Genomic DNA, 23838 nt, shown 5'->3' with positions numbered 1-23838 from the left:
GTGTCACAGGGATGTTTCACGGGTCGCGGACGTGACGATCGCCCGTCGTGCGCGCACCCGCCGCCCGGATCGGGTACGGGGGTGCGAGGATTCGGCGCCGTGCGCGTCTACATCGGTTCCGACCACGCCGGCTTCGAGCTCAAGGCCCACCTGCTCTCGGCGCTCGCCGACGCCGGGCACGAGGTCATCGACGTCGGGCCCGCCGAGTACGACGCGGCCGACGACTACCCGCCGTACTGCACCGCGACCGGCGAGCGCGTGCGCGACGACGCCGGCTCGCTCGGCGTCGTCATCGGCGGCTCCGGCAACGGCGAGCAGATCGCCGCGAACAAGGTGCGCGGGATCCGCGCGGTGCTCGCGTACGACACCGCGACCGCGGAGCTCGGGCGCAAGCACAACGACGCGCAGGTCGTGGCCGTCGGCGCGCGGATGCACACGCCCGAGGAGGCGACGTCGATCGTCACGACGTTCCTCGCGACCGCCTTCGAGGGCGGCCGCCACCAGCGCCGCATCGACATGCTCGCCGAGTACGAGACGACCGGACACATCACGGGTGCCTGAGGGCCACACCATCCGGCGGCTCGCCCGCTCGCACACCCGGCACTTCCGCGGGGAGGCCGTCGAGGTCACCTCGCCGCAGGGGCGGTTCCTCGCGGGCGCGGAGCTCGTCGACGGCCGGGTCCTGCGCGAGGTCGACGCGCACGGCAAGCACCTGTTCCACGTCTACGAGGCGGACCTGGTGGTGCACGTGCACCTCGGGCTGTACGGGAAGTTCTCCCTGAGCTCCCTTCCCGACGACGGGGCCGGGCCGCCGACGCCGGTCGGGCAGGTCCGGATGCGGATGGTCGGGCCGACCCACTACGCCGACCTGCGCGGCGCCACCGCCTGCGAGGTGCTCACCGAGAGTGAGGTGGAGACGCTCCACGCGCGGCTCGGTGCGGACCCGCTGCGGCCCGACGCGGACCCGGAACGGGTGTGGGCGCGGGTGTCGCGGTCGCGCGCGCCGATCGCGACGCTGCTCATGGACCAGGCCGTGATCGCCGGGGTCGGGAACGTCTACCGGGCCGAGGTGCTGTTCCGCCACGGACTGGACCCGTTCCTCGAGGGCCGCGCGCTCGGCCGGCTCCGGTTCTTCGCCGTGTGGGACGACCTGGGGGAACTCCTGCGCGACGGGGTGCGGCGCGGCTCGATCCGCACCCTCCGTCCGGAGCACGCCGACCTCGCACAGGACCGCCCGGTCTACGTCTACCGGCGGGACGGCCGGCCATGCCTGCTCTGCGGCACCGAGATCGTCCGGAGTACGCACGTCGCCCGGAACCTGTTCTGGTGCCCGTCCTGTCAGAACACGGGCTGATGCAGGTGCTATAACGGCGGGGTCACTCGACCGGGTGACACGCGAGGAGGTCCCCTGTGCGTTCCGTAGTGCGGCTGCGCACGCGCCCCGGCCGGCCGGTCTGGCAGTTGACGACCCGGCCCTCGACCGCGCTCGTCCTCGCCCTGGTCTCGTTCGCGGCCGCGGGCGTGCAGGTGGCGCTGTTCTCCTCGCCGACACCCTGGTACCAGGTCGCCGTCGTCGCGTTCTGGGGCGTCGTCGGGATCGCCTTCGTCGCCTCCGCGCTGGGCACCCGCTCGCGTGCGCGACGCACCGCGGCCGCCGCCGCGGCCCGTCCGCCCGTGGATCCCATGCCGTTCGTGCCGGTCCCGGTGCGGCCCGCCCGTCCGCGCCGCCGGGAGGAGCCGGCCGCGTCCGGGGCCACGCCGGACGCCGCGTCGGACACCGGCTCCGAGGTCGGGGAGCCGACCGACCCGATCGCCGCCCGTCCGAGCCCGACGCCCCGCCGCGCGGCACCCGCTGCTCCTGTCACTGCTGCCGCCGCTCCCGCCGCGGACCGCACGGCGACCGTCGCCCGGCCGACGCCGTCTCCCCGGCGCCCCGTGCCCGCCGAGGACGACGGCGTGGCCGTGACGGCGCGGCACGCGGTCCGCGCGGTGGCGTCGGCCGAGTCGGTCTCCCGGCCGGTGCCGGTGCCCACCGAGGTGGTGCCCGCCGCGGCCGGCCGGACGGGAGGCGCCCGCCGGCCCGTCACGGCCGAGACCCTCGCGATCCGCGACGGCCGGGTCCGCACGCCCGACCGCATCGCGCTGCCGCCGCGAACCACCGCGGTCGCCCGGCCGAGCGGGTCCGACCGTGCCGTGGCCGCGGACCGTCCGGCACGGGCCGAGCGTCCCGCTCCGGCCCCCCGGGCTCCTCGCCCGGCCGGATCGGCTCCCGCCCGCTCCGAGACCGCCGCTGAGCGCTCCGCGCCGGTCGAGCGGTCCACCGGAGGGCGCCGACGCCTCGCCGAGGACCGCAACGCCCCGACCCCCGCCCCTGCGCCGCGACGGGGCGGTGCCGCACCGACCGGGGCCGTGCCCGTCCCGCGCAGCGCCCCCGCCGAGGAGCGCCCCGCGGGTGCGTCCCGGCCCACGCCCGGCGTCGCGGCCGGCGCGGCGGTGGCCGGACGCCGGTCCGCCCACGCGAAGCGGACCGCGGCGGAGGCCCGCGACACGCCGCCGCAGCCCCGGCCGCGTCCGCGGACTGCCGCCACCCGCCGTCGGGACGAGCCCGTGCCGGCCACGTCGGCCGAGACCACGGCGCCCTTCGGCGGCGGGATGACCTTCGGCGGTGCGCCCGCTCCACGGGCCTCGCCGCCCGAGGCGCCGGCCGGTCGGCACTCCTCGGTCGCCGCGCCGGAGCAGGCCGAGGTGGCCCGCTCTGCCGCAGCACGCCATGCGGTCGCGGTCGAGCCGGGACGCCGCCGGGCGAGCTAGGTTCCCGAGTGCCGGTAACCTCGCAACCGGACGAACCGGACGACGCGAGGGGTACGGAGTGGACGACGAGCCGCGCGAGGGCGCCACCACCACGAACCACGCACCGTGGACGAAGATCGTCACCCTCGTCGTCCTGGCGGTGTTCATCCTGTCGCTGCTGGTGGGGGCTCTGCTCTTCTAGGGGCGTGGAGACCGACCCGCTGCTGGAGCGCGTGCGCGCCGCCTGCCTCGCGCTGCCCGAGGTCGTCGAGCGGATGAGCCACGGGACCCCGTGCTGGTTCGTGCGCGGGAAGAAGACCTTCGTGATGTTCGCCGACCACACCCACGGCGACCCGCACGTCGCGATCTGGGCCGCCGCACCGCCCGGGGCCGCGGCCCAGCTGATCGACGACGAGCCGGCGCGCTTCTTCCGGCCGCCCTACGTCGGCGGCCGCGGGTGGCTCGGGCTGCGTCTCGACCTCGACGGCGAGGACGCGCTCGACGACGACGAGCTGCGCGGCATCGTCGTCGAGGCCTACCGCCACGTCGCGCCGAAGCGCCTCAGCGCGTTGCTGTGACGCCCTCCTCGGGCGCGTCGCCCCGGTCGGCGTCCGCCTCGGCGCGCAGGTCCCGCACCATCTCGGGCCGCGCGAGCATGTGCGCGACCCCGCTGCGCACACCCCAGCCGTAGATCGCGAGCGCGAAGACCGCCACGACCACGCTGTCCCACGGCGCCGGCAGCAGGCCCGCGCCGTCGAAGCTGCCGAGCGCGGAGAGGACCGTGATCCCGGCGAGGTAGACCACCAGCCACCAGCCCCCGGACAGCTGTCCCGCGGGTCGGCCGGAGCGCAGCCACACCACGACGTAGACGACCACCCCGATCACGGTGATCGCCATCGCGACGCGCAGCTCCGTCCACGACACCCAGAAGATCACCAGCGACGACACCACGAACGCCACCGGCGCGATCACGGTCATGCCCCGCAGCCGCGTGTCCTGCCGCGTCAGCCCGGACCGGCGGAAGGCGATGAGCGAGACGGACCCGATCTGGAAGGTGAACGCCGCGATCGACCCGGTCACCGAGATGATCGAGTGCCAGCTCGGCAGCGGCAGCAGGTACGCCAGGCCGATGACGAAGTTGACCGCGAGCGCCCGCGCGGGGACGCCTCGCGCGTTCAGCCCGGTCAACCACGTCGGGAAGAAGCCGTTCCTGGCCAGCCCGAACACGTTGCGGGCGTTGGCGGCGGTGAACACGATCCCCGAGCCGGACGGCGAGATCATCGAGTCGGCGATCAGCGTCCACGACAGCCAGGTCAACCCGAGCACCATCGCGAGGTCCGCGAACGGGGAGTCGAAGTTCACGCCCTGCCAGCCGCCGAGCAGCGACGACGCGGGGACGGCGCCCAGGAACGCCAGCTGCAGGCCGAGGTAGAGCACGATCGTCACGAGGATCGTCGTGATGAGGGCGCGGGGGACGGTCCGGCGCGGGTCGCGGGCCTCGCCGGAGAGCTCGACGACGTTGCGGAAGCCGGTGTAGGCGAACACCATCCCCGCCGTCGCGATCGAGCCCAGCGCCGCGCTCCAGCCGTACGGGGCGAACCCGCCGTGGTCGGTCAGGTTCGACGAGTCGAACCCGCTGGCCACGAGGAGGACGACGGTGGCGACCGGGATCAGGATCTTGACGGCGGTGATCGTGGTGTTGGAGCGGGCGAACAGCCGGACGCCGAACCAGTTCAACGCGACGAAGCCCGCCATCAGGACGACGGCGAGCGCGATGCCGGGGCCGGTGAGCTGGTCGTCGACGTAGACGCCCGGGAGGTAGGCCGCGGCGTACTGCACCACGCCGGCCGCCTCGGTGGGCGGGTTGCCGACGTAGCTGATCCAGTTCGCCCACCCGACGATGCCCGCGGCGAGCCCGCCGTGGCTGTACATGGGGTAGCGCACCAGGCCGCCGGACTCCGGCTTGGCCATGCCCAGCTCGGCGAACACCAGCGCGACGCACAGCATCAGCGCGCCGCCGACGACCCAGGCCAGCATCGCCGCCGGGCCGGCGTCCTGGGCGGCGTAGAGCGAGGAGAACAGCCACCCGGACCCGATCACGCTGCCGAGCCCCGCCGCCAGCAGCGACCAGAACCCGAGGTCCTTGCGCAGGCCTGTGTCTGCACGCGTCGACTCGCGGGTCCCGGTCATGGAGGAGGCACTACCCCGGGTCCGGAGATCGTTACGCTGCGTGCCCGATTCGTCCCGTCTGGACCTCGACCGCGGTCCAGGGTGCACGCTGCGGGCCATGGAGACCTTCCCGGACGACTGGTCGCGCGCCCTCGCCGTCGCCGCCCATCCCGACGACCTGGAGTACGGCGTGTCCGCCGCGATCGCCGCGTGGACGTCCGCGGGCCGGACGGTGACCTACCTGCTGGTCACCCGCGGGGAGGCCGGGATCGCGACGACGCCGCCCGCCGAGGCCGGGCCGGCCCGCGAGGCCGAGGAGCGGGCGTCCGCCGCGGTGGTGGGCGTGCACGACGTGCGGTTCCTCGACCACCCCGACGGCACCGTCGTCGAGTCGGTGGCCCTGCGCCGCGACATCGCCCGCGTGATCCGCGACGTCCGCCCGGACCTCGTCGTCACGATGAACCACCACGAGCAGTGGGACGGCGGCGGGTGGAACTCCGCCGACCACCGCGCCGTCGGCCGGGCGGCGATCGACGCGGTGTCCGACGCCGGGACCCGGTGGATCTTCCCCGACGACGGGGCGGCGCACCAGGTGCGCCACCTGGCGGTCGCGGCCTCGCCCGCACCCACGCACGAGGTCGACGTCACCGGCTTCGTCGAGACCGCCGTGGCGTCGCTGGCCTGCCACCGCCGCTACCTCGCGGCCCTCGACGACGCGCCCGTCGAGGACCAGGCCCGCGCGGTCGTCGAGCAGATGGTCGGCGGCGCCGGTTCCCCGCGCGTGCCGTTCGAGCTGCTCTCCTAGAACCCGAAGCGGCGCTCGAAGTCGGGGTCGAGCAGGGCCGGGCGGTCCAGCGAGAACGTGTCCACCGGGAAGCGGGAGCGTCCCGCCGTCGCGAGCTCGGCCAGGACGCGCCCGATCAGGGAGGCGTAGGCGGCGCCGTGGCCGGCGCCCACCGCGACGTGCACGCGCGGTGCCTCGGGGACGGTGTCGACGACGAGGTGGTGGTCGGGGGCGATCGCGGAGTGGTGGGTCCGCGTCGTCAGCTCCGGGCCCCCGAAGCCGGGGACGTGCTCGGCGAGGAACTCCTCGCGGCGCTTCCGGCGCAGCGCCGCGGCCTCGAACGACCCCGAGTCGGCCGCGACGCCGTGCCCGTCGAGGTGCTGGTCGAGCGTCGTCGCGACCTCGCCCAGGACCGGGTGCCCGTGCACGTGCTCGGCGCCGTACCAGCGGAAGGCGGGGAAGTGCTCGCCCGAGAAGTCCAGCAGGTGCGGGGTCGCGTAGGTGGTGACGTGCTCCTCGAGGGTCGTGAGGCGCAGGTCCCGTCCCACGCCCGCGAGGACGTCGGTGGTGAGCCCGTCGGCGGTGACGACGACCTGGTCGGCCCGCAGTACCCCGTCGTCGGTGACGACCTCGACGTGGTCGCGGGTGGGGTGCAGCGCCCGCACCGCGGTGTGGTCGGCGACGTCGGCGCCCTGCCCGCGGGCGAGCGCGAGGTGGGTGGCCTCGGCGCGGCGGACGTCCACGACCCCGGAGTGCCGCTGGTGGATCGCGTGCTCGGTGCCGGCGAGGCGGAACTGCGGCCAGCGGGCCGTCACCTCCCGCGCGTCCAGCTCCTCGATCACGGTGCCGTGCCGCGCGGCCACCGCGCGGTGCCCGTCCAGGGTGGCGGGCCCGAGGCGGTCCTCGCCGTCCTCGATCAGCAGCTCCCCGGTCTCCGCCAGCAGCGTGCGACCCGAGACGCGCTCGACGGCCCGCCACGCGTCGTGGGCCGCGGGGGCGAGCGCGGCGTAGACGTCCTGGCGCTGGGCGTGTCCGAGGAGCCGGCCGTCCGGGCGGTCGCCGCCGAGCGCGCCCGCCTCGAGGCCGAGCACCGCACCCCGGGCGCCGCCCGCGGCCCGGGCCAGCCAGTACAGCGCGGCGGCGCCGAGCCCGCCGCACCCCACGACGACGTGGCGGTGGTCGCTCGTCATGACAGCACTTCCGTCCTCCGGCGGCGGGCGTGCGATCCACCTTGCGTCCCGACGACGGGTCGCGGTGCGGTTCGGCGATCGGCGTCGCTTCTGCTCCGAGAAGGGTCGCCTTATGGACCGCGGCGCGCGTCGTCGCGACCCCGGGGGAGACGGTCGTGCACCATCGATCCATGGACCTCGAGCTCCGGCAGCTGCGGGCCTTCCTCGCGGTGGCCTCGGAGCTGCACTTCAGCCGCGCGGCGCGACGCCTGCACGTGAGCCAGCCCGCCCTGTCCCAGCAGATCCGGGCGCTGGAGAAGACCCTCGGGACCGCGCTGTTCGACCGCTCGAGCCGGGCGACGGAGCTGACCGCGGCCGGGCGGGTGCTGTTCGAGGCGGCGCCGCGGGTGCTCTCCGAGGCCGAGCGGGCGCAGTCGCTGGTGACCCAGGCGGCGAACGGGGCGGTGGGCCTGCTGACCGTGGGGTCGGTGGGGACGGCGCTGGCGTCGATCACGCCGCGCATCCTGCGGTCGGTGCGCGTGGCGTTCCCGGATCTGCAGCTCGAGGTCAGCCAGCACGACACCTCCGCGCAGCTCGTCGACCTCGCCGACGGCCGCCTCGACGTCGGGCTGGTCCGGGCCGCACAGCCGACCGAGACCGTCGCCGTCGAGCACCTGGTGTCCGAGCCGCTGCTGTGTGCGGTGCCGACGGACCACCCGCTCGCCGCGGGCCCGACCGTGTCGCCGGAGTCCCTCGCCGACGAACCGTTCGTGCTCTGGCCGCGGGCGCTGGGGCGGGCGTTCTTCGACATCATCGTCAGCTACTGCCGCGGCCACGGGTTCAGCCCGCGCATCGTCGCCGAGGGCGCCGACATCGAGACCCAGCTCGGCCTCGTCGCGGCCGGGCTGGGCGTGTCGCTGCAGCCCTCCTACTACGCGAACCTGCGCCCGCCCGGCGTCGTGTTCCTGCCGCTCGACGGCGAGGTCCCGCAGGTCGCGCTGCAGGTCGCCTACCGGCGCACCGACCGCTCGCCCGCGGTGGCGCACTTCGTCGCCGCGGCCAAGGAGTGCGCCGAGGCGGGATGACATCTGGGAGCCGCCTCCCGTTTGCGCTGCTACCGTCGGGTCAGGGGCACGCTGCGCCATCTGCCGGTCACCTGGTGAGATCGACCCGCCCTTCCGTCCACCACCGGAGAGGAACCACCCCATGAAGATCCGAGCCGACCGCGACGTCTGCATCGGAGCGGGCAACTGCGTGCTCGCCGCCGAGAACGTGTTCGACCAGGACGACGACGCGATCGTCGTCGTGCTGGAGGAGACCCCGGAGGGTGAGGACGTCGAGGCCGCGCGCAACGCGGTCGGGTCGTGCCCGTCCGGTGCGCTCTCCATCGAGGAGTGAGGCGATCCGGTCGTGCACGACACGGCCGGAACGCCTGGTCACGCTGCTAGCGTCCCGCTCGTGACCGAGCTGTCGTCGCGTCCGTTGCGGGCGGATGCCGCCCGCAACCACCGCGCGATCGTCGCGGCGGCGCGGGAGGCCTTCGAGGAACTCGGGTCCGACGTGCCGCTCGAGGAGGTCGCGCGGCGCGCCGGGGTCGGTCCGTCCACGCTGTACCGCCGGTTCGGCGGGCGGGACGAGCTCGTGACGGCGGTGTTCGCGGAGTACTTCGCGGAGGCCGTCGAGCCGCTGTTCGCCCGGGTCGAGGCGGAGCCCGACCCGGCCCGCGCCGTGGCGGACATCGTCGAGGGCATCGCGCGCGCGTTCGTGCACCAGCGTGGCATCCTGCGTGCCGCCAGGGACGCGGGCGCGTTCACCCCGGAGCTCGTCCTGCGTTTCATCGGGCCGCTGCACGACCTCGTCGAACGGGCCCGCGAGGCCGGCGCCGTGCGCACCGACCTGGAGGCCCGCGACCTCCCGGCGGCCGCGCACATGGTGGCGTCGGTCGCCGCGCCGTTCGGCACCGAGGTCGACGCGGTGGCCTGGAACCGCTATCTGACCCTCGTCCTCGACGGGCTCGGCGCCGACGCCGAGCACACCACCCTGCCCGCCCTGGAACCGCCGCCGCGCGCCGAGGTCGCCGAACGGCTCGGACGGACCGGGTCGGCCGGCGACGACCACCCCAGGAGCCGCGCGTGACCCGGACCCTCCGCTGGACCCTCCATGGCGACGGCCGTGCTCCGGGCCCGGGGGAGGTGGTGCGGCCCGAGGAGCGCATGAGCTGGGGCCGCACCGTCGGCCTCGGCGCCCAGCACGTCCTCGCGATGTTCGGGGCGACCTTCGTCTTCCCGGTGCTGATGGGGCTGGACCCGAACCTCGCGATCCTGCTCTCGGGGCTCGCGACAATGCTGTTCCTGCTGATGACCCGCGGGCGCGTGCCCAGCTACCTCGGCACGAGCGCGTCCTTCGTCGGGGTCGTGGCCGCGGTCCGCGCGGACGGCGGCACCAGCGCGGAGGTGACCGGCGCGATCGCGGTGACCGGCGTGGTGCTGGCCCTGGTCGGCCTGGCCGTCCACCTCGGCGGGGCCCGGGTGATCTCGGCGATCCTGCCGCCGGCCGTCACCGGCGCGGTCGTCCTGCTGATCGGGTTCAACCTCGCACCCGTCGTCGCGGGGACCTACTGGCCGCAGGACCAGGGCGTGGCGCTGGTGACCATGCTCGTCGTCATGGTGGTCGCCGTGGCCGGCCGCGGGATGCTCGGACGGCTGTCGGTGCTGGTCGGGCTCGTCGTCGGCTACGTGCTGTCGATCGTGCTGGACGCGGTCCTCGGGCCGATCACCGCGCCGGACGCCTCCGGGACGGTGTCGACGCACGCGCGCCTGGACTTCTCGGCCGTCTCCGACGCGCCGTGGATCGGCCTGCCGCTCGGCACCCCCGACGCGCCCGGCCTCCACCTGCCGGGCTTCAGCGCGGGCGCGATCCTGCTGGTCGTGCCGGTGGTGGTCGCGCTCATCGCGGAGAACACCGGGCACGTCAAGGCGGTCGCCTCGATGACGCGGGAGGACCTCGACCCGTACCTGGGTCGCGCGCTCGCCGCGGACGGCATCGCGACCGCGGTGGCCGGTGGCGTGGGCGGGTCCCCGACCACGACCTACGCCGAGAACATCGGGGTCATGGCCGCGACCCGGGTGTACTCGACCGCCGCCTACTGGGTGGCGGCCGTCGTCGCCGTCGCGATCGGCTTCTGCCCGAAGTTCGGGGCCGTGGTCGCGGCGACCCCGGGTGGGGTGCTCGGCGGGATCACGGTCGTGCTCTACGGGATGATCGGCCTGCTCGGGGCCCGCATCTGGGTGGAGAACAAGGTCGACTTCTCCCGGCCGGAGGTCCTCGTCCCCCTGGCCGCCGGCATCGTCATCGGGGTCGGCGACGTGACCATGGAGTTCTCGGGCGGGCAGTTCGGCGGGATCGCGTTCGGCACGGTCGTGACGATCGCCAGCTACCACCTCATGCGTCGTCTGACGCCCGGTCGCCCGGACCCGATGCCGGCGGCGACGCAGGAGCCGCGGGAGGACCAGGAGCCTCCAGGCCCCGCAGCAGAGCGATGAGGGTGCGGCCGAAGAGGTCGTCGGGGACCGTCTCCGGGCTCATGCGGCGGTAGTGCACCAGGCCGCGGGCCAGGGCGGTCGCGACCGTGCCGACCTCCCCGTCGGTCATCGCGAGGGTGGTCCCGCGGCGCTCGCGCTCCCGGGTGACCATCTCGACGACGACGTCGTGCACCCGCCGGTGGTGGGCGGCGAGCTCGGCGCCGAAGCCGGGGGAGCGCAGCCCGTAGAGCCAGGCCTCCGCGCCGAGCTCCGCGAGGTGCGCGGAGTCGGCCTCGGCGAGCAGCTGGCGGTTGAGGGCCGGGACGGCGGCCTCGAACCCGTCGGCCAGCGCTGCCTGGGCCGTGGCGAACTCGCCGGCGGAGCGCCGCTCCATCAGGGCGACGAACAGCTTCTCCTTGCTGGTGAAGTGCGCGTAGACCGAGCCGACGGACACCCCGGCCGTCCGGGCGATCTCCTCGACCGACGCGGCGCCGTACCCGCGCTCGGCGAACACGGTCGCCGCCGCGTCCAGGAGGTTCTCGTGGGTGCGCGCCTTCGCGGCGGCGCGACTGCCGGACATGCCGACAGTCTCCCCTCTGCGGTTGGATCGGCGGGGCGGGTGGGTGATGGTTCCAGCATCACCCACCCGCCCCGCGTCACCCCTGCGGCGGCGGGTCAGCTCGAGGGGCCGCCGAACAGCCCGGTGGTGACACCGCCGACCAGCGGGCCCGCGACGCCGTCGACGCCGCCCACGACTCCGCCGACGAGGTCGGTCACGCCGCCGACCAGCTCGCCGCCGGCGCCCACGAGGCCACCGACGAGGCCCTTGCTCGACGAGCCGTGGGTGGACTCGTGCGAGCTCGTGTGGGAGTGCGACTCGCTGGCGCTCGCCGCGCCCGCCATCGCGAGCGTGCCGACGCCCGCGAGCATCGTCGTGGCGGCCAGCTTGGTGGTCATGCTGCTCATGGAGCCTCCTGGTGGATCGTGCGACGCCGGGTGCGTTCCCTGCCGTCCCGGTCGTCGTTGGACGGACGAGCGGACTCTCTCCTGAACCTGAGAAGCGCTCTCATCTCGGGGTCGTTCAGTGAACGCTCCCTCAGTGAACCGATCGGCCCCGCCTCTGCCGCCCGTCGGCCGCAGCGCGAGCGGCGTTCAGCCGCTGAAGCCGCTCGATCAGGTGGCTACCTGCTCTGTTCAGGTGAAGTTGATCGACGGACGTAACGATTCGTGATGCCTGCAGCTCGCGCAGATCCCCGTTGACTTCCCGGCCTTCCTGGTCCTATGTTCGTACTCAACCGCAAGGTTGAATATTGGGGAGGAGCCGTGGACGACGAGCTGTCCCGGGCGTTCGCGGCGCTCGCCGACCCGATCCGACGCGACATCGTCGCCCGCCTCACGGCGGACGACATGACCGTCACGGAGATCGCGTCGTCCTACGACGTGAGCCTCCAGGCGGTCTCGAAACACCTCCGGGTGCTCGAGGCCGCCGGACTGGTCAGCCGCCGCCGGGACGGCCAGCAGCGCTGGGCGCACCTGGAGGTCGACGTGTTCGACCTGCTGACCGGCTGGATCGACACCTACCGACGCCGTGCCGAGCTGCGCCACCAGCGGCTCGACGAGATCCTGAGGAGACCGACGTGAACACCACCCTGCAGACCACCATCGAGGCCGACCCGGCCGTGCCGGCCATCCGCATCACCCGCGAGTTCGACGCCCCGCCCTCCGCCGTCTTCCGCGCGCACGTCGACCCGGAGCTCGTCGTGCAGTGGCTCGGTCCGCGCCGGCTGACGATGACCGTGCAGCGCTGGGACGCGCACACGGGCGGCGGGTACGCCTACACCCACGTCGGGGAGGACGGGGTCGAGCACCACTTCCTGGGGTCGTTCCACGAGATCCGGGACAACGAGCGGATCGTCCAGACGTTCGCCTACGTCCCGTTCGCCGACCAGGTGGCCCTCGAGACCATGACCTTCACCGAGCTTCCCGGCGGGCGCTGCCGGCTCGAGGGCTTCTCGCTGTGCGGCTCGTTCTCCGGACGCGACGCGATGCTCGCCTCCGGGATGGACGAGGGTGTCATCCAGGGCTACGAGCGCCTGGACGAGGTGCTGTCCTGACGAGAGGGGACGCATGACCTGGTGGGACCCGGAGTACGCCGACGTGGTGGCCGCGCTCCCCGCGGGGCGCGGCGACCTGTCCGACCCGGCGATGCTCGCCCTGCTCCGCGACCCGGGCGCCGACCCGGCGCCCGAACCCGACGTCACGTGGTCGTCGGCGACGGTGCCGAACACCGCCGGCGACCACGACGTCCCGGTGCGGGTCTACCGGCCGGCGCAGCCGCACCCGCGTCGTCCGGGCTACGTCCTGTTCCACGGCGGCGGGCTGTCGTTCGGGCACCTGAACACCGAGCACCGTCGCTGCGTGGCGTTGTGCCGCGACACCGGGGCCGTTGGGATCAGCGTGGACTTCCGGATGGCCCCGGACCATCCGCCCGCGACGATCCTCGACGACGCGTACTCGGTGCTGCGCCACGTGAGCGAGCACGCGGAGGACTGGGGTGTGGACGCGCGACGCCTGGCTCTGACCGGGTCGAGCGGCGGCGGGATGCTCGCGCTCGCGCTCGCGCAGCTGGCCCGCGTCCGCGGGGACACCGCGCCGGCGCTGCAGCTCGCGCTCTACCCGAACACCGACGACCGGGCGCTCCCGGAACACGGCTCCCGGCGGGAGGGCCTGCCGGTGATCCCGGAGGAGGCGATCGCGCAGGTGATGGCCAACCTCGGCCCGCCCGCGCCGCCGATCATCCCGAACCGGGCGGAGGACCTCGGCGGTCTCTGCCCCGCCGTCGTGATCGTCGGGCAGAACGACCCGCTCCGCGACGAGGCGGTGGACTACACCTGGCGGCTGATGCGCGCCGGCGTGCCGACGGAGCTGCACGTCCTGCCGGGGCTGCCGCACGGATTCGACGTGCTCGTGCCGGGTGCGCAGGCGACCCGCGACGCGGACGCCCTCGCGGCCCGGGCCTTCCGGCGGTGGGTCTCCGGAGGCTGAACGGACGAGAGGGGCTGTGGGCCCACGGGTATGAGGCGTGGTCCCACAGCCCCGGCAGGTCGGGCGTCAACGCCGCACACGGCGGCGCCCGACCCGGTCGGTGCCGGCTAGAGCGCCTGCACCTGCTCGGCCTGCGGGCCCTTCGCGCCCTGGGTGGACTCGAAGCTCACCCGCTGGTTCTCCTCGAGCGAGCGGAAGCCGCCGGCCTGGATGGCCGAGTAGTGGACGAAGACGTCCTTGCCACCGTCGTCAGGGGCGATGAAGCCGAACCCCTTCTCGGAGTTGAACCACTTCACAGTTCCTTCAGCCATGCATCCTCTTCCGGGTGGAGCGCTCGCGGACGATCTGCGCGCGAGCGTTGCCCGACGCCGGGGCACGAGACGGAGGAGGCGTTCCTCCCGTGATGCTGGCCGGGCCGGTGTCACATGATCCACGGCACCGAGCACGGGGAGGAAAACGAGACTGCAACGAGATCAACCGTACAGCAGCCCGATGGTGGAGCGGGCGACGGGAATCGAACCCGCGTAGCCAGTTTGGAAGACTGGGGCTCTACCATTGAGCTACGCCCGCGCGACCGGCAGTGCCGGACCCGCCCACCGTAGCCGATCCCCGACCGGCGGCAGGGGCCCGGGCGTCCCTCTCAGGACGTTGCTCCGTCCAGGTGGTTGCCCGCCGGGGTGAAAGTCGGGTTACTGGATCGTTCAGTCCACGCTCTGTCACGGTCCAGCCCTTGGCGGGACGGCATGTGAACGGGTACACAAGCGCGGTCGCCGGACACGGTGGGGCCTCGCGGGGTTGTTGATGTGTGACCCTCACCTGGTACTTCACGGTAGGTCCGGCGACGCGGCAACCATGGACGGTGGCCGATGAGAGCGACCGGAAAGGACCGGAGCATGGACACTGAGCGCGACAGCAGGATCACCGAGACCGACGAGGACCACATCGTCCGCGGTCTGGACTGACCTGACGGTGACGGGCGCGGACGACGACGTCCGCCGGCCCGTCGAGTGAGAGAACGTCTCCGGCCGGAGCGGCGACCGTCACCCGGCCGTCGAGGACCCGGCGGCCCGTCACGACGAGGCCGCCGACCCCCGACCGACGCCCCGGGGTGACCCCCCGGCGCCGGCGTCGTCGAACAGTTCCGCGAGGTCGGCGCGGCCCGGGACACCGAGCTTCGCGTAGACCTGGTGCAACGTGTTGTCCACGGTGCGGACCGAGATCACCAGCCGGTCCGCGATGACGCGGTTGGTCAGACCGCTCGCCGCGAGGCCGGCGATCTCGTGCTCCCGGCGCGTGAGGCCCGGGGGCTCGGTGAGGGCGGACAGCGCCGGCGTGCGCGCCCCCTCGCACCGTGCGGCGAGGCCTCGGGCCCGCCGTGCCGCGGCCGTCGCCGACGACGTCCGCCCCGCCTCCCGGTGGGCCGTGGCGGCGTGGGCGGCCGCCTCCGCGGCGAGCAGGAGACAGCCCAGCGTGACGAAGCCGTCGGCGACCGCGTCGAGCTCGGCGCCGTCGCCGTCGGCCGCCGCCCGTGCGTGTCGCGTGTAGAGCCGGGTCGACGAGCCGCCCGCGTCCGGCGCGAGTTCGGTGAGACGGTCGACGACCGTTTCGGGGGCTCCGAGGCGCACCGCCTGGTGCAGGGTGAGAATCTCCCAGCGCCGCTGCTCGTCCCGCCGGGCTCGTGTGGCGCCGTCCCGGGCGAGGGCGATCGCGGCCGTCGGCTCACCCCGGGCGAGCGCCACCCACGCGGCGCTCGAGTCACCCCAGACGTCGAGCATCCCGCTGCCGCCGTCGTCCCAACGACGTGCCTCGTCCAGCGCCTCCTCGGCCTCGGTCACCTCGCCGAGCAGCGCCGCGAGCCGGGCGCGCTGGAGGGCGCGGAGGCGGGTCGCCCAGGTCTCGAAGGGTTGGCGGTCGCGGGCGGCGAGCGCGGTGGCCTCCCGGACGTGGCCCAGGGCAGTGCGTACGCGGCCCCGCTGGAGGGCGACCTCGGCGCGCCAGGAGGTCCACATCGCGGTCCCGGGCCGCCATCCCGTGGCGGCGACCCGCCGCATGCTGGCCTCGACGATCTCCTCCGCCGTGTCGAGCTGGCCGCCGTAGAGCCGGACGGAGACGATCCCGGCCCGGATCTCCTCGGTCGCCATCGACCAGTCCCCGTGGTGGAGGTGTTCGTCGAGCTCCAACGCCTGGTCCCCGGCGTGCAGGGCCCGCTCGTCGGCGCCGCCGGCGCCCGCGATCTGACAGGTGATGGTGAGGGCGCGGAGCCGGGCGGCTGGGTGGGTGTCCGGGCGCTCGAGCACCGACTGCGCGAGCCGGAGCGCCGGCCCCACCCGCCCGCCGTAGCCGTGGGCGATCGCCCGCTGGACGTCGAGCAGGTCGTGTCCGGTGGTGACCGACCTCGCGGCCCGATCGAGTACTCGCTCGGCGTCCTGCGCGCGGGACAGCCCGAAGGTCAGGTTCCACGCCCGGAAGGCGACGACCTCGGCGCGGACGGGATCGGGCAGCTCCGGGGTGTCGAGGTCGGCGAGCAGCTCCTCCGCGTCCTCGGCGTGCCCGCGCAGCACCATCACCATGGCCAGCAGGCGTCGGGCGTCCGGGCCGCCGCCCGCCTGGTCCGCGCCCGTCGCGAGGCGTTGTGCCAGCTCGAGGTCGAGCGCGGCCAGGGCGCGCGCGGCTCCGCGCGCGAGGACCTCGGCGTCCGGGACCCCGCCGTCGAGATACCAGGTGGCCACCCGGACCGGATCCTCGTCGACCGGACACGCCTCGGCGAGGCGACGGCAGAGCGTCCGGCGTCGCAGGGAGGTCGTCCGGGCCCGCGCGACCTCGCCGAACATGGGGTGGGCCAGGCGGACCTCGACGTCGTCGGCGACGGCCGCGGTGCGGAGCACCCCGGCCCGCTCGGCGTCCTCGAGCGCGGACAGCGCCACCCCGGCCCGCTGGAGCAGCGCGGCGTGCAGGGGCTCGCCGAGGGCGACGACGTCGATGGCGTCCCGGATTGCCGGCGGCTGGGCGTCCAACCGGGCGTCCACGAGCGAGCTGAGCGCGGGCGCCACCGAGACCCGGCCCGGCCAACACCATACCCCGGTCCGCCAGGTCAGGGCGCCGGAGACCAGGCCACCCCGCACCAGCTCGTCCACGTACAGCGCGTTGCCCCGGCTCAGCTGCCAGAGCTGCTCGGAGGCCACCGGGTCGACGGCGCCTCCGAGCAGCGACTCGACGAGGAGCGCGGTCTCCGACCGGTCCAGGGGAGCGAGGTCGACGCGGGTGGCGGGCCCGTCCTTCCAGAGCGCGGTGACGGGTCCCGGCTCCGGCTCCCCCGTCCGGAGCGTGGCCACCACGACCGCGACGCCCGCGGCCACCGCCCGCCCGATGAGCGCGGCGGACCCGTCGTCGAGATCGTGGGCGTCGTCCACCCCGAGGACGACGGGGCGGTCGGTCGCGGCGCCGGCGAGCCACTGCTCGGCGGCCCGCAGGACGCGCAGGCGGTCCGAGGTGTCGACGTCAGGGACCAGATGGGCCACCGCACCGAACGGGATCGACGCGGCTGCCTTCGACGCCGCGACCCAGACCGTCGTGCGCTCCGCGGCCCGGGCGCGTGCCAGCGCCTCCCGGGCCAGCCGGGTCTTCCCGACACCGGCCGGCCCGACGAGCACCACGCCGCCGTGCTCCAGCGCGCCCGCGACGTCCTCCAGTTCCTGGTCGCGGCCGACGAACGGATGGACCTGCACGCGACACCCCCGTCCCCAGCGGTCCGGTCACGTGGAGTCCAGCGTGGCCACACCGCGGGCCGGTGCATACGGGCATCCGGGTGATGAGCAGTGGCAACGACCTCGTCGGATGACGCAGGGCGACCGACGATGCTCCATCGGTGACTGAGTGACCAGGAGGGCCTTCCGAGTACCCCCAGCCGTCCGGCCCCCGGGAACCGAGCAGGTCGGTGCTCCCGACAGCGCGCGGTGCCCTCCCTAGCGTCCGTCGGGCAGGGGCCCGCAGGCGGCCTCGTCACGAACGGGGGGAGAATGATGACCGAGCTCAGATCGGGGTCGACGACCGGCACCGGGACGGTGCTGACACCGGGCGACGCGGGGTACGACCAGGCCCGCACCGTGTGGAACGCGGACATCGACCGGCGGCCGGCCCGGATCGCCTGCTGCCGGTCGACGGCCGACGTCGTCGACGCGGTCCGGTCGGCCCGACGGGACGGCCTGGAGATCGCGGTCCGCGGGGGCGGCCACAGCTCGTGGGGCGCCTCGGTGTGCGACGACGGCGCGATGGTGCACCTGGGGGGTCTGGACGAGATCCGGGTCGACCCGGACGCGCGGCGGGCGCGGGTCGGGGGCGGGGCGACGCTCGGAGCCGTCGACCGCGCGACCCAGGTCCACGGTCTGGCGACGACGCTGGGGACGAACACCACGACCGGGGTCGGCGGCCTGACCCTGGGCGGCGGGATCGGATGGCTCGCGCGCGGGCACGGGCTCTCGATCGACAACCTGGTGGGCGCCGAGGTCGTGCTGGCCGACGGCTCGGTCGTGCACGCCTCGGACGACGAGCACCCCGACCTGTTCTGGGGGCTGCGCGGCGGCGGGGGCAACTTCGGCGTCGTCACCGAGTTCGAGTTCGCGCTGCACGAGGTGGGGCCCCTCGTGCACGTCGGCGTCTTCTTCTGGCCGCTCGCCCGCGCCGAGGAGGCCTACCGGGTCGGCCGCGAGGTGCTCGAGGCGCTCCCGCGTGACGCCGGCGGCGGCATGATCGGGACGCACGCCCCGCCGGCCCCGTTCCTGCCGGAGGCCCTGCACTTCACTCCGGGTGTGCTGCTGCTGATCGCGGGCTTCTCCACCCTGGAGGCGCACCTGGCGCTCTGCGAGCCGGTCCGGGACGCCCACCCGTCCGCGGAGTTCCTCACCCCCATGCCCTACGTCGCGCTGCAGAGCATGATCGACGAGGCCGGGGCCTGGGGCCGGCTGGCCTACGGCAAGGGCCTGCACCTGCCGGAGCTGACCGACGACGCTCTCTCCGTCGTGCTCGAGTACCTGCCCCGCAAGGCCTCCCCGATGTCGGTGTTCGTGATGGCGGGCCTCGGCGGTGCGGTCGCCGACGTCGGCGACGACGACACCGCGTTCGCGGGCTCGCGCTCGACACGGTTCAGCCTCGCCATCGATGCCGTCGCGCCGACCCCGGACCTGCTCATCGCCGACCGGGAGTGGTCGCGGTCCTTCTGGGAGGCCCTGCGGCCGTACGCGGCCGGGAGCTACGTCAACTGGAACCACGAGGTCGACGACGACCGCATCCGCGCTGCCTACGGGGACGCCAAGTACGAGCGGCTGCGCCGGGTCAAGGCGACCTACGACCCGGACAACGCCTTCCACCGCAACGTCAACATCCCGCCCGCCGTCCGAGGAGAACGATCATGGTCCACGCGTTCGTCATGACCCCGCACCTGCAGGAGTCCGAGTACCACCGCGTCGCCGAGGAGGTCGGGACCGCGCCGGTGGACGGCGTGATCCTGCACCTCTGCGTCCGCGGGCCGGAGGGCGTGCAGTACGTCGAGCTCTGGGAGTCCGAGGAGGTCTTCGCGCGGAGCGCGGCCGAGCACATCGTCCCCGCCGTGGAACGCGCCCTCGGGTCCGTGCCCGACGAACCGCCCCGCGTCGAGCCGTTCGACGTCATCAGCCTCGTCGGACCGTTCGGTCCCACGGAGTCCAGGAAGATCGCCTGGGCCGGGGCGGACGCCTGGAACGCCCACGACCTCGACGCGTTCCTCGCGCTCTACGGCGAGGACTGCGAGCTGGCCACGCCGTCCGGCGACGGCAAGGGTCACCAGGCCGTCCGGGACTTCTGGAATGAAACGATGACGGCGTTCCCCGACTCCCACCTGACCGACGTCCGCATCACCGCGGCGGGGGACCAGGTGTTCGAGGAGGGTGTCGTGGTCGGGACGAACACCGGACCCTCCCGGGCGCCCGACGGCTCGCCGATCCCGCCCACCGGACGCTCGGTGTCGCTGCCCTACGCAGCCTTCCACCGCGTCGCCGACGGGAAGGTCGTCGCGTCCCGCTTCTACTGGGACCAGCTCGGCATGATCGGGCAGATGGGCCTCATGTAGGAGTGCTGGCGCGGAACCCGCGTGCCCTTCGCCCTACACTCGTGCGCCACGGGGTGTAGCGCAGCTTGGTAGCGCACTCGCTTTGGGAGCGAGGGGCCGTGGGTTCGAATCCCGCCACCCCGACCACGCCCGACCCGCACGAACGGCGACGGCTCACCCGTCGGCCTGCGCGGCCGAACGCATGGGCCGGCTGGCGACCCCGTCCTGGCCGTAGTCCTGGGAGTCCTCCGTGACGGTGTAGACCTCCCACGGCTCGTGACCGGGGCCGTGCACCCAGACCTTGTCCTGGCGGGCGTAGCAACAGGTGGTGTCGTTCTCGACCTGGGTGAACAGGCCGAGCTCGTCGAGGCGGGCCGTGGCGTCGTCGACCTCGGTGGTCGTCGCGACCTCGACGCCGAGATGGTCCATGACGGTCGGGCGGTCGGGTTCGCCCTCGAGCAGGACGAGCTTGAGCGGGGGTTGGGCGATGGCGAAGTTGGCGTACCCGGGCCGGCGCTTGGCCGGTTCGGCGCCGAAGAGCTTGCTGTAGAAGCGGATCGATCCCTCGAGGTCGGAGACGCGGAGGGCGAGCTGCACGCGCGACATCGCTGGTTCTCCTCGAACTGCGGCTGTTTCGATGGCTGTCGAGCCAGACCTTGCGCCCCTGTTTCGAGCAATGTCAAGGTAGACGCATGTCGAAGCAGGAGGCGGAGGAGCGGGTCCTGGCCCAGCTCGCCGACGTGGTCGGGTGTTGCTCGCCGCTGGCGCGGGAGCCGCTGTCGGCCGAGCAGTCCGGTGAGCTGGCGCGGGTGTTCAAGGCGATGGGCGACCCGGTACGGCTGCGGCTGCTCTCGCTGATCGCCTCCCATGCCGGGGGCGAGGCCTGCGTGTGCGACCTGACCGACGTGTTCGACCTGTCCGGTCCGACGATCTCGCACCACCTCAAGGTGCTGCGCGAGGCCGGGCTGATTACCGGGGAGCGCCGGGGCACGTGGGTGTACTACCGGGTGCGCCCCGAGCTGCTCGCCCAGGTCGCCACCGTGCTCGAGCCCGCGGCGAGCGACGCGCTGCCGGTGGTGGACGCGTGAGTGCTCCGCCGCAGGAGGAGGCCTCCGTCGTCGGGAAGCTCTCCACGCTCGACCGGTTCCTCCCGGTGTGGATCCTCGCGGCGATGGCGGTGGGGCTGCTGGCCGGCCGCCTGGTCCCGGGGCTGGGGGAGGCCCTCGGGGCGGTCGCGGTCGACGGGGTCTCGCTGCCGATCGCCCTCGGTCTGCTCGTGATGATGTACCCGGTGCTGGCGAAGGTCCGCTACGACCGGCTCGACTCCGTCACCGGCGACCGGCGCCTGCTGGTGTCCTCGCTGGTGCTGAACTGGCTGCTCGGCCCGGCGCTCATGTTCGCGCTGGCGTGGCTGTTGCTGCCCGACCTGCCCGAGTACCGCACCGGGCTGATCGTGGTCGGGCTCGCCCGCTGCATCGCCATGGTCGTCATCTGGAACGACCTCGCCTGCGGGGACCGCGAGGCCGCCGCCGTGCTCGTCGCGCTGAACTCGGTGTTCCAGGTGATCGCGTTCGGGGCGCTGGGCTGGTTCTACCTCTCGGTGCTGCCCGGCTGGCTCGGGCTCCCGACGACAGGTCTGGACGTTTCGCCGTGGGCGATCGTCCGGTCGGTGCTGATCTTCCTCGGCATCCCGCTGCTCGCCGGGTACCTGACCCGCCTGCTGGGGGAGCGGGCGAAGGGCCGCGACTGGTACGAGTCCACGCTCCTGCCGCGGATCGGGCCGTTCGCCCTGTACGGGCTGCTGTTCACCATCGTCATCCTCTTCGCCCTGCAGGGCGACGCCATCACCTCCCAGCCCCTCGACGTCGTCCGGATCGCGCTGCCGCTGCTGATCTACTTCGCGGTGATGTGGGCGGGCTCCTACGCCCTGGGACGTGCGGTCGGGCTCGGGTACGGGCGCACCACGACGCTGGCGTTCACCGCTGCGGGCAACAACTTCGAGCTCGCCATCGCGGTCGCGATCGCCACCTGGGGCGCCACCAGCGGCCAGGCCCTCGCCGGGGTCGTCGGACCGCTGATCGAGGTCCCCGTGCTCGTCGCCCTGGTCTACGTCTCGCTGTGGCTGCGCCGCCGGCTCCTCCCGACGATCGACCCTGCGCCCGAGGAGCCCCGCCGTGCCTGACGTGCCCGAGGTGCTGTTCGTCTGCGTGCACAACGCCGGCCGCTCGCAGATGGCCGCGGCCCTGCTCGCGCACCACGCCGGGGACCAGGTCCGGGTCCGCTCCGCGGGCTCCGCTCCCGCCGACGAGGTCAACCCCGCCGTCCGCGCCGTGATGGCCGAACTCGGCATCGACCTCGCGCACGAGGTCCCCACCGAGCTCAGCCATGCCGACGTCGACGCCGCCGACGTCGTGATCACGATGGGGTGCGGCGACGCCTGCCCGGTGTTCCCCGGTAGGCGCTACCTCGACTGGGAGCTCACCGACCCCGCCGGCCGGGACGTCGACGAGGTCCGCACGATCCGCGACGACATCGACCGGCGCGTCCGCGCGCTGCTCGTCGAGTTGACCGCCACCGTCTGACCCGTGATTCCCGGGGGCGGCGCACCGTCGACGAGGGCGCGCTCGCTCACCGGGGCGGTCCTGCTCGACCTCGCGGTCAGCCCGCTGTTCGCCTGGGACGTCTTCACCGACACCCTGCGCCGCGATCTCGGAGCCGCGGACGCCCTGCTGGCCGGGGTGTTCTCCGTCGGGCTGCTGGCCTTCATGCTCGGCGTGCTGGTCGGCGGCCGCGTCGCCGACACCACCTCTCCGCGCCGTCTCACGCTGGTCGCGCTGCTCGGCACGGTCGCCGGGCTGCTGGCCACCGGCGCCGTCACCGCGCCCGGGGCGCTGTTCGTGACCTTCGGCGTCCTGGTCGGTGGTTCGACCGGACTCGGCTACGCGACCGCCGTCCGGGTCGCCGGGACCGTCACCACCCGCCGCGGTCTCGCGCTCGGGCTCGTCGTCAGCGCCTATGCCGCCGGAACCGCGCTCCTGGCTCCTCTGGCGTCCCGGCTGCTCGACCTGCTCGGACGCACCCCGACCTTCCTCGTGCTCGCGGCCGTGCTCGGAGCCGTCCTCGCGGTCGCCGCCGTCCTCGTACCCGGAGCGTCGCCCCAGCCACGGCGCGAGGAGTCCGGGTCGAGCCGTCCTCGGGCGACCGCGCCGCGTGGCGCGGTCGTGGCGCTGTGGCTGGCGTTCGGACTCGGCAGTGCCCCCGGCCTCGCCGCGTTCGCCCAGGCCGGCGCCCTCACCGGCACCCCCGGGGCGACCGTCCTGGCCGTCACGTCGATCAACGTGGGGAACTTCGCCGGACGGCTGGTCGCCGGACCGGTCTCCGACCGTCTCGGCCGCCGGACGGCGCTGCACCTCGACACGGCGGTGCTGGTGCTCGCGTGTCTCCCACTCGCCCTGGGCGTCACCGGTCCTGTGGCGCTGGCCGGTCTGCTGCTGCTCGGCGCGCAGTACGGGGCGCTGTCGGCGCTCGCACCGGCTGCCACCGCCGACGTCGTCCCGGTGCACCGTTTCGGCACCACCTACGGGCAGGTGTTCACCGGCTGGGGCCTCGCCGGCCTCGTCGCACCGGTCGCCGCGACCTCCCTCGCCGCCGCCACCGGCTACGCCACCGTCTACGCCGCGTTCCTCGCGGTCGCGGCCCTCGCGTGGATGGCGGTGATCGGCTACGCCAGGCTCTCGCGGGCGCCGTCGTCAGAGACGTGACGTGATGTGAGGCGCCTGACGGACGTCAGATCGGCTCGATGCCCGGGTCGGCGTACTCCCGCATGAGGTCGAGCAGCATCTCCTGACGCCGGTCCTCGAGTCGAGGCGTCGCGTGCGGGGCGTCGGGAGCCTCCTCGCCGCGCGCGGCGGGCAGGTCGGCGCCCTCGTCGTCGGAGACGTGCGCCATGGCCCACTGCCCGAAGGCGCGGGCGGAGACCACGCTCTCGTCGAGCGTCTCCACCTTCTCGTGGCGCGGGTCGGCGGCGATGGTGGCGTAGAGGTCGCGCACCGCCCCCTCGTCGCCCTCGAGCACCTGGACGAAGGTGTCCTGCCACACGAGGAGCGCTCCGGTGAGTCCGAGACCCGGGTTCTTGCTCCGCGACACCTCGAAGATCTCCTCGATCTCCGCGGGCCGGTTCTCGCTGCCCATGGTCGTGTGGCTGCGGTAGACCAGGCGGAAGACCTGCTCACCGAGGTCCGCGGTCGTGTCGGTCACGTCGTCGTACTCCTTCGTCGTGCT

General features: G+C 74.0%; 27 protein-coding genes and 2 tRNA genes. 20 read left to right on the top strand and 9 right to left on the bottom strand.

The genetic code is table 11. The annotated features are described in order from the left end of the window. The first annotated feature begins 99 nt into the window (after nucleotides 1–99). Genes WCD74_RS04400 through WCD74_RS04380 form a run of 5 tightly spaced genes read left to right on the top strand, consistent with a single transcriptional unit; the run spans nucleotide 100 to nucleotide 3368 of the window. Entirely contained in the window at nucleotides 100–561 is a 462-nt protein-coding gene (locus WCD74_RS04400; RefSeq protein WP_337693598.1) for a ribose-5-phosphate isomerase, read from the top strand. After that, the gene (locus WCD74_RS04395; RefSeq protein ID WP_337693597.1) at nucleotides 554–1354 is read left to right on the top strand and encodes an Fpg/Nei family DNA glycosylase; all 801 of its coding nucleotides are present in this window, start codon (nucleotides 554–556) and stop codon (nucleotides 1352–1354) included. The genes WCD74_RS04400 and WCD74_RS04395 overlap by 8 nt, the downstream gene beginning before the upstream one ends. A 56-nt stretch (nucleotides 1355–1410) precedes the next feature. Next, nucleotides 1411–2811, top strand: a complete 1401-nt coding sequence (locus tag WCD74_RS04390; RefSeq protein ID WP_337693596.1) for a hypothetical protein — start codon at nucleotides 1411–1413, stop codon at nucleotides 2809–2811. Nucleotides 2812–2869: 58 nt separating this feature from the next. Further along, the gene (locus tag WCD74_RS04385) at nucleotides 2870–2992 is read left to right on the top strand and encodes a hypothetical protein (RefSeq protein ID WP_337693595.1); all 123 of its coding nucleotides are present in this window, start codon (nucleotides 2870–2872) and stop codon (nucleotides 2990–2992) included. A gap of 4 nt (nucleotides 2993–2996) precedes the next feature. Then, nucleotides 2997–3368 (top strand): MmcQ/YjbR family DNA-binding protein, encoded by a 372-nt coding sequence (locus WCD74_RS04380; protein WP_337693594.1) that lies wholly within the window; start codon nucleotides 2997–2999, stop codon nucleotides 3366–3368. Here WCD74_RS04380 and WCD74_RS04375 read toward each other — a convergent pair. After that, nucleotides 3352–4980 (bottom strand): APC family permease, encoded by a 1629-nt coding sequence (locus tag WCD74_RS04375; RefSeq protein ID WP_337693593.1) that lies wholly within the window; start codon nucleotides 4978–4980, stop codon nucleotides 3352–3354. The genes WCD74_RS04380 and WCD74_RS04375 overlap by 17 nt on opposite strands. A 97-nt stretch (nucleotides 4981–5077) precedes the next feature. Between WCD74_RS04375 and WCD74_RS04370 the strand changes: the two genes are divergently transcribed. Beyond that, on the top strand, nucleotides 5078–5764 hold the full coding sequence (locus tag WCD74_RS04370; protein WP_337693592.1) for a PIG-L deacetylase family protein: 687 nt from the start codon (nucleotides 5078–5080) through the stop codon (nucleotides 5762–5764). Here the strand turns inward: WCD74_RS04370 and WCD74_RS04365 are convergent. Then, entirely contained in the window at nucleotides 5761–6933 is a 1173-nt protein-coding gene (locus tag WCD74_RS04365) for an FAD-dependent oxidoreductase (protein WP_337693591.1), read from the bottom strand. The genes WCD74_RS04370 and WCD74_RS04365 overlap by 4 nt on opposite strands. A gap of 170 nt (nucleotides 6934–7103) precedes the next feature. On the opposite strand from WCD74_RS04365, the gene WCD74_RS04360 reads away from it, so the two are divergent. From WCD74_RS04360 to WCD74_RS04345, 4 genes are all read left to right on the top strand, one after another. Continuing rightward, on the top strand, nucleotides 7104–7997 hold the full coding sequence (locus tag WCD74_RS04360) for a LysR family transcriptional regulator (protein ID WP_337693590.1): 894 nt from the start codon (nucleotides 7104–7106) through the stop codon (nucleotides 7995–7997). Between the two features lie 121 nt (nucleotides 7998–8118). After that, nucleotides 8119–8310 (top strand): ferredoxin, encoded by a 192-nt coding sequence (locus WCD74_RS04355; RefSeq protein WP_337693589.1) that lies wholly within the window; start codon nucleotides 8119–8121, stop codon nucleotides 8308–8310. 60 nt (nucleotides 8311–8370) lie between these two features. Continuing rightward, nucleotides 8371–9048 (top strand): TetR/AcrR family transcriptional regulator, encoded by a 678-nt coding sequence (locus tag WCD74_RS04350; RefSeq protein ID WP_337693588.1) that lies wholly within the window; start codon nucleotides 8371–8373, stop codon nucleotides 9046–9048. Continuing rightward, complete coding sequence (locus WCD74_RS04345) at nucleotides 9045–10454, top strand: uracil-xanthine permease family protein (RefSeq protein ID WP_337693587.1); 1410 nt, start codon at nucleotides 9045–9047, stop codon at nucleotides 10452–10454. Before WCD74_RS04350 ends, WCD74_RS04345 begins: the two co-directional genes overlap by 4 nt. On the opposite strand, the gene WCD74_RS04340 is transcribed toward WCD74_RS04345, so the two are convergent. Continuing rightward, nucleotides 10354–11013 (bottom strand): TetR family transcriptional regulator, encoded by a 660-nt coding sequence (locus WCD74_RS04340; protein WP_337693586.1) that lies wholly within the window; start codon nucleotides 11011–11013, stop codon nucleotides 10354–10356. The two genes, WCD74_RS04345 and WCD74_RS04340, sit on opposite strands and share 101 nt — an antisense overlap. Before the next feature lie 95 nt (nucleotides 11014–11108). Continuing rightward, nucleotides 11109–11399 carry a hypothetical protein gene (locus WCD74_RS04335; protein ID WP_337693585.1) on the bottom strand — a complete coding sequence of 97 codons (291 nt, stop codon included), beginning with the start codon at nucleotides 11397–11399 and terminating at the stop codon, nucleotides 11109–11111. Nucleotides 11400–11756: 357 nt separating this feature from the next. On the opposite strand from WCD74_RS04335, the gene WCD74_RS04330 reads away from it, so the two are divergent. Genes WCD74_RS04330 through WCD74_RS04320 form a run of 3 tightly spaced genes read left to right on the top strand, consistent with a single transcriptional unit; the run spans nucleotide 11757 to nucleotide 13478 of the window. After that, a complete protein-coding gene (locus WCD74_RS04330) occupies nucleotides 11757–12074 on the top strand; it encodes an ArsR/SmtB family transcription factor (RefSeq protein ID WP_337693584.1) in 318 nt (105 codons plus the stop codon). Next, nucleotides 12071–12547: an SRPBCC family protein gene (locus WCD74_RS04325; RefSeq protein WP_337693583.1), complete on the top strand. Its 477-nt coding sequence runs from the start codon at nucleotides 12071–12073 to the stop codon at nucleotides 12545–12547. Before WCD74_RS04330 ends, WCD74_RS04325 begins: the two co-directional genes overlap by 4 nt. A 13-nt stretch (nucleotides 12548–12560) precedes the next feature. Then, nucleotides 12561–13478: an alpha/beta hydrolase gene (locus WCD74_RS04320; protein WP_337693582.1), complete on the top strand. Its 918-nt coding sequence runs from the start codon at nucleotides 12561–12563 to the stop codon at nucleotides 13476–13478. Nucleotides 13479–13585: 107 nt separating this feature from the next. Here the strand turns inward: WCD74_RS04320 and WCD74_RS04315 are convergent, their stop codons facing one another. The 3 genes from WCD74_RS04315 to WCD74_RS04305 form a co-directional block, all read right to left on the bottom strand. Beyond that, nucleotides 13586–13789, bottom strand: coding sequence for a cold-shock protein (locus WCD74_RS04315; RefSeq protein ID WP_337693581.1), 204 nt, complete (start codon nucleotides 13787–13789; stop codon nucleotides 13586–13588). A gap of 185 nt (nucleotides 13790–13974) precedes the next feature. Continuing rightward, a tRNA-Gly gene (locus tag WCD74_RS04310) sits at nucleotides 13975–14048 on the bottom strand. Nucleotides 14049–14548: 500 nt separating this feature from the next. Further along, nucleotides 14549–17203, bottom strand: a complete 2655-nt coding sequence (locus WCD74_RS04305) for a helix-turn-helix transcriptional regulator (RefSeq protein ID WP_337693580.1) — start codon at nucleotides 17201–17203, stop codon at nucleotides 14549–14551. A gap of 294 nt (nucleotides 17204–17497) precedes the next feature. Between WCD74_RS04305 and WCD74_RS04300 the strand changes: the two genes are divergently transcribed. From WCD74_RS04300 to WCD74_RS04290, 3 genes are all read left to right on the top strand, one after another. Further along, entirely contained in the window at nucleotides 17498–18904 is a 1407-nt protein-coding gene (locus WCD74_RS04300; protein ID WP_337693579.1) for an FAD-binding oxidoreductase, read from the top strand. After that, the gene (locus tag WCD74_RS04295; RefSeq protein WP_337693578.1) at nucleotides 18883–19578 is read left to right on the top strand and encodes an ester cyclase; all 696 of its coding nucleotides are present in this window, start codon (nucleotides 18883–18885) and stop codon (nucleotides 19576–19578) included. The genes WCD74_RS04300 and WCD74_RS04295 overlap by 22 nt, the downstream gene beginning before the upstream one ends. 49 nt (nucleotides 19579–19627) lie before the next feature. After that, nucleotides 19628–19704, top strand: a tRNA-Pro gene (locus tag WCD74_RS04290). A 27-nt stretch (nucleotides 19705–19731) separates the two neighbouring features. On the opposite strand, the gene WCD74_RS04285 is transcribed toward WCD74_RS04290, so the two are convergent. After that, the gene (locus tag WCD74_RS04285; protein ID WP_337693577.1) at nucleotides 19732–20163 is read right to left on the bottom strand and encodes an ArsI/CadI family heavy metal resistance metalloenzyme; all 432 of its coding nucleotides are present in this window, start codon (nucleotides 20161–20163) and stop codon (nucleotides 19732–19734) included. 86 nt (nucleotides 20164–20249) lie between these two features. On the opposite strand from WCD74_RS04285, the gene WCD74_RS04280 reads away from it, so the two are divergent. From WCD74_RS04280 to WCD74_RS04265, 4 genes are read left to right on the top strand one after another with little or no spacing between them, the layout of a single operon-like run. Next, entirely contained in the window at nucleotides 20250–20645 is a 396-nt protein-coding gene (locus tag WCD74_RS04280; protein ID WP_337693576.1) for an ArsR/SmtB family transcription factor, read from the top strand. Then, nucleotides 20642–21739, top strand: a complete 1098-nt coding sequence (gene arsB, locus WCD74_RS04275; RefSeq protein WP_337693575.1) for an ACR3 family arsenite efflux transporter — start codon at nucleotides 20642–20644, stop codon at nucleotides 21737–21739. The genes WCD74_RS04280 and arsB overlap by 4 nt, the downstream gene beginning before the upstream one ends. Next, the gene (locus WCD74_RS04270; RefSeq protein ID WP_337693574.1) at nucleotides 21732–22139 is read left to right on the top strand and encodes an arsenate-mycothiol transferase ArsC; all 408 of its coding nucleotides are present in this window, start codon (nucleotides 21732–21734) and stop codon (nucleotides 22137–22139) included. The genes arsB and WCD74_RS04270 overlap by 8 nt, the downstream gene beginning before the upstream one ends. A 3-nt stretch (nucleotides 22140–22142) precedes the next feature. Further along, nucleotides 22143–23318, top strand: a complete 1176-nt coding sequence (locus WCD74_RS04265) for an MFS transporter (protein ID WP_337693573.1) — start codon at nucleotides 22143–22145, stop codon at nucleotides 23316–23318. Between the two features lie 25 nt (nucleotides 23319–23343). On the opposite strand, the gene WCD74_RS04260 is transcribed toward WCD74_RS04265, so the two are convergent. Then, nucleotides 23344–23814, bottom strand: a complete 471-nt coding sequence (locus WCD74_RS04260; protein WP_337693572.1) for a BLUF domain-containing protein — start codon at nucleotides 23812–23814, stop codon at nucleotides 23344–23346. Between the last annotated feature and the right edge of the window lie 24 nt (nucleotides 23815–23838).

Source organism: Actinomycetospora aurantiaca, assembly GCF_037401875.1.
GTDB lineage: Bacteria > Actinomycetota > Actinomycetes > Mycobacteriales > Pseudonocardiaceae > Actinomycetospora > Actinomycetospora aurantiaca.
The sequence above is the reverse complement of the archived record's forward strand: the minus strand, read 5'-3'. Positions and strand labels throughout refer to the sequence as shown.

Coding starts and splice junctions, on each gene's coding strand:
- WCD74_RS04315 (WP_337693581.1), bottom strand. CDS start 13,789: ATGGCTGAAGGAACTGTGAAGTGGTTCAACTCCGAGAAGGGGTTCGGC.
- WCD74_RS04360 (WP_337693590.1), top strand. CDS start 7,104: ATGGACCTCGAGCTCCGGCAGCTGCGGGCCTTCCTCGCGGTGGCCTCG.
- WCD74_RS04280 (WP_337693576.1), top strand. CDS start 20,250: ATGTCGAAGCAGGAGGCGGAGGAGCGGGTCCTGGCCCAGCTCGCCGAC.
- WCD74_RS04285 (WP_337693577.1), bottom strand. CDS start 20,163: ATGTCGCGCGTGCAGCTCGCCCTCCGCGTCTCCGACCTCGAGGGATCG.
- WCD74_RS04340 (WP_337693586.1), bottom strand. CDS start 11,013: ATGTCCGGCAGTCGCGCCGCCGCGAAGGCGCGCACCCACGAGAACCTC.
- WCD74_RS04295 (WP_337693578.1), top strand. CDS start 18,883: ATGGTCCACGCGTTCGTCATGACCCCGCACCTGCAGGAGTCCGAGTAC.
- WCD74_RS04365 (WP_337693591.1), bottom strand. CDS start 6,933: ATGACGAGCGACCACCGCCACGTCGTCGTGGGGTGCGGCGGGCTCGGC.
- WCD74_RS04300 (WP_337693579.1), top strand. CDS start 17,498: ATGACCGAGCTCAGATCGGGGTCGACGACCGGCACCGGGACGGTGCTG.
- WCD74_RS04355 (WP_337693589.1), top strand. CDS start 8,119: ATGAAGATCCGAGCCGACCGCGACGTCTGCATCGGAGCGGGCAACTGC.
- WCD74_RS04320 (WP_337693582.1), top strand. CDS start 12,561: ATGACCTGGTGGGACCCGGAGTACGCCGACGTGGTGGCCGCGCTCCCC.
- WCD74_RS04375 (WP_337693593.1), bottom strand. CDS start 4,980: ATGACCGGGACCCGCGAGTCGACGCGTGCAGACACAGGCCTGCGCAAG.
- WCD74_RS04335 (WP_337693585.1), bottom strand. CDS start 11,399: ATGAGCAGCATGACCACCAAGCTGGCCGCCACGACGATGCTCGCGGGC.
- WCD74_RS04370 (WP_337693592.1), top strand. CDS start 5,078: ATGGAGACCTTCCCGGACGACTGGTCGCGCGCCCTCGCCGTCGCCGCC.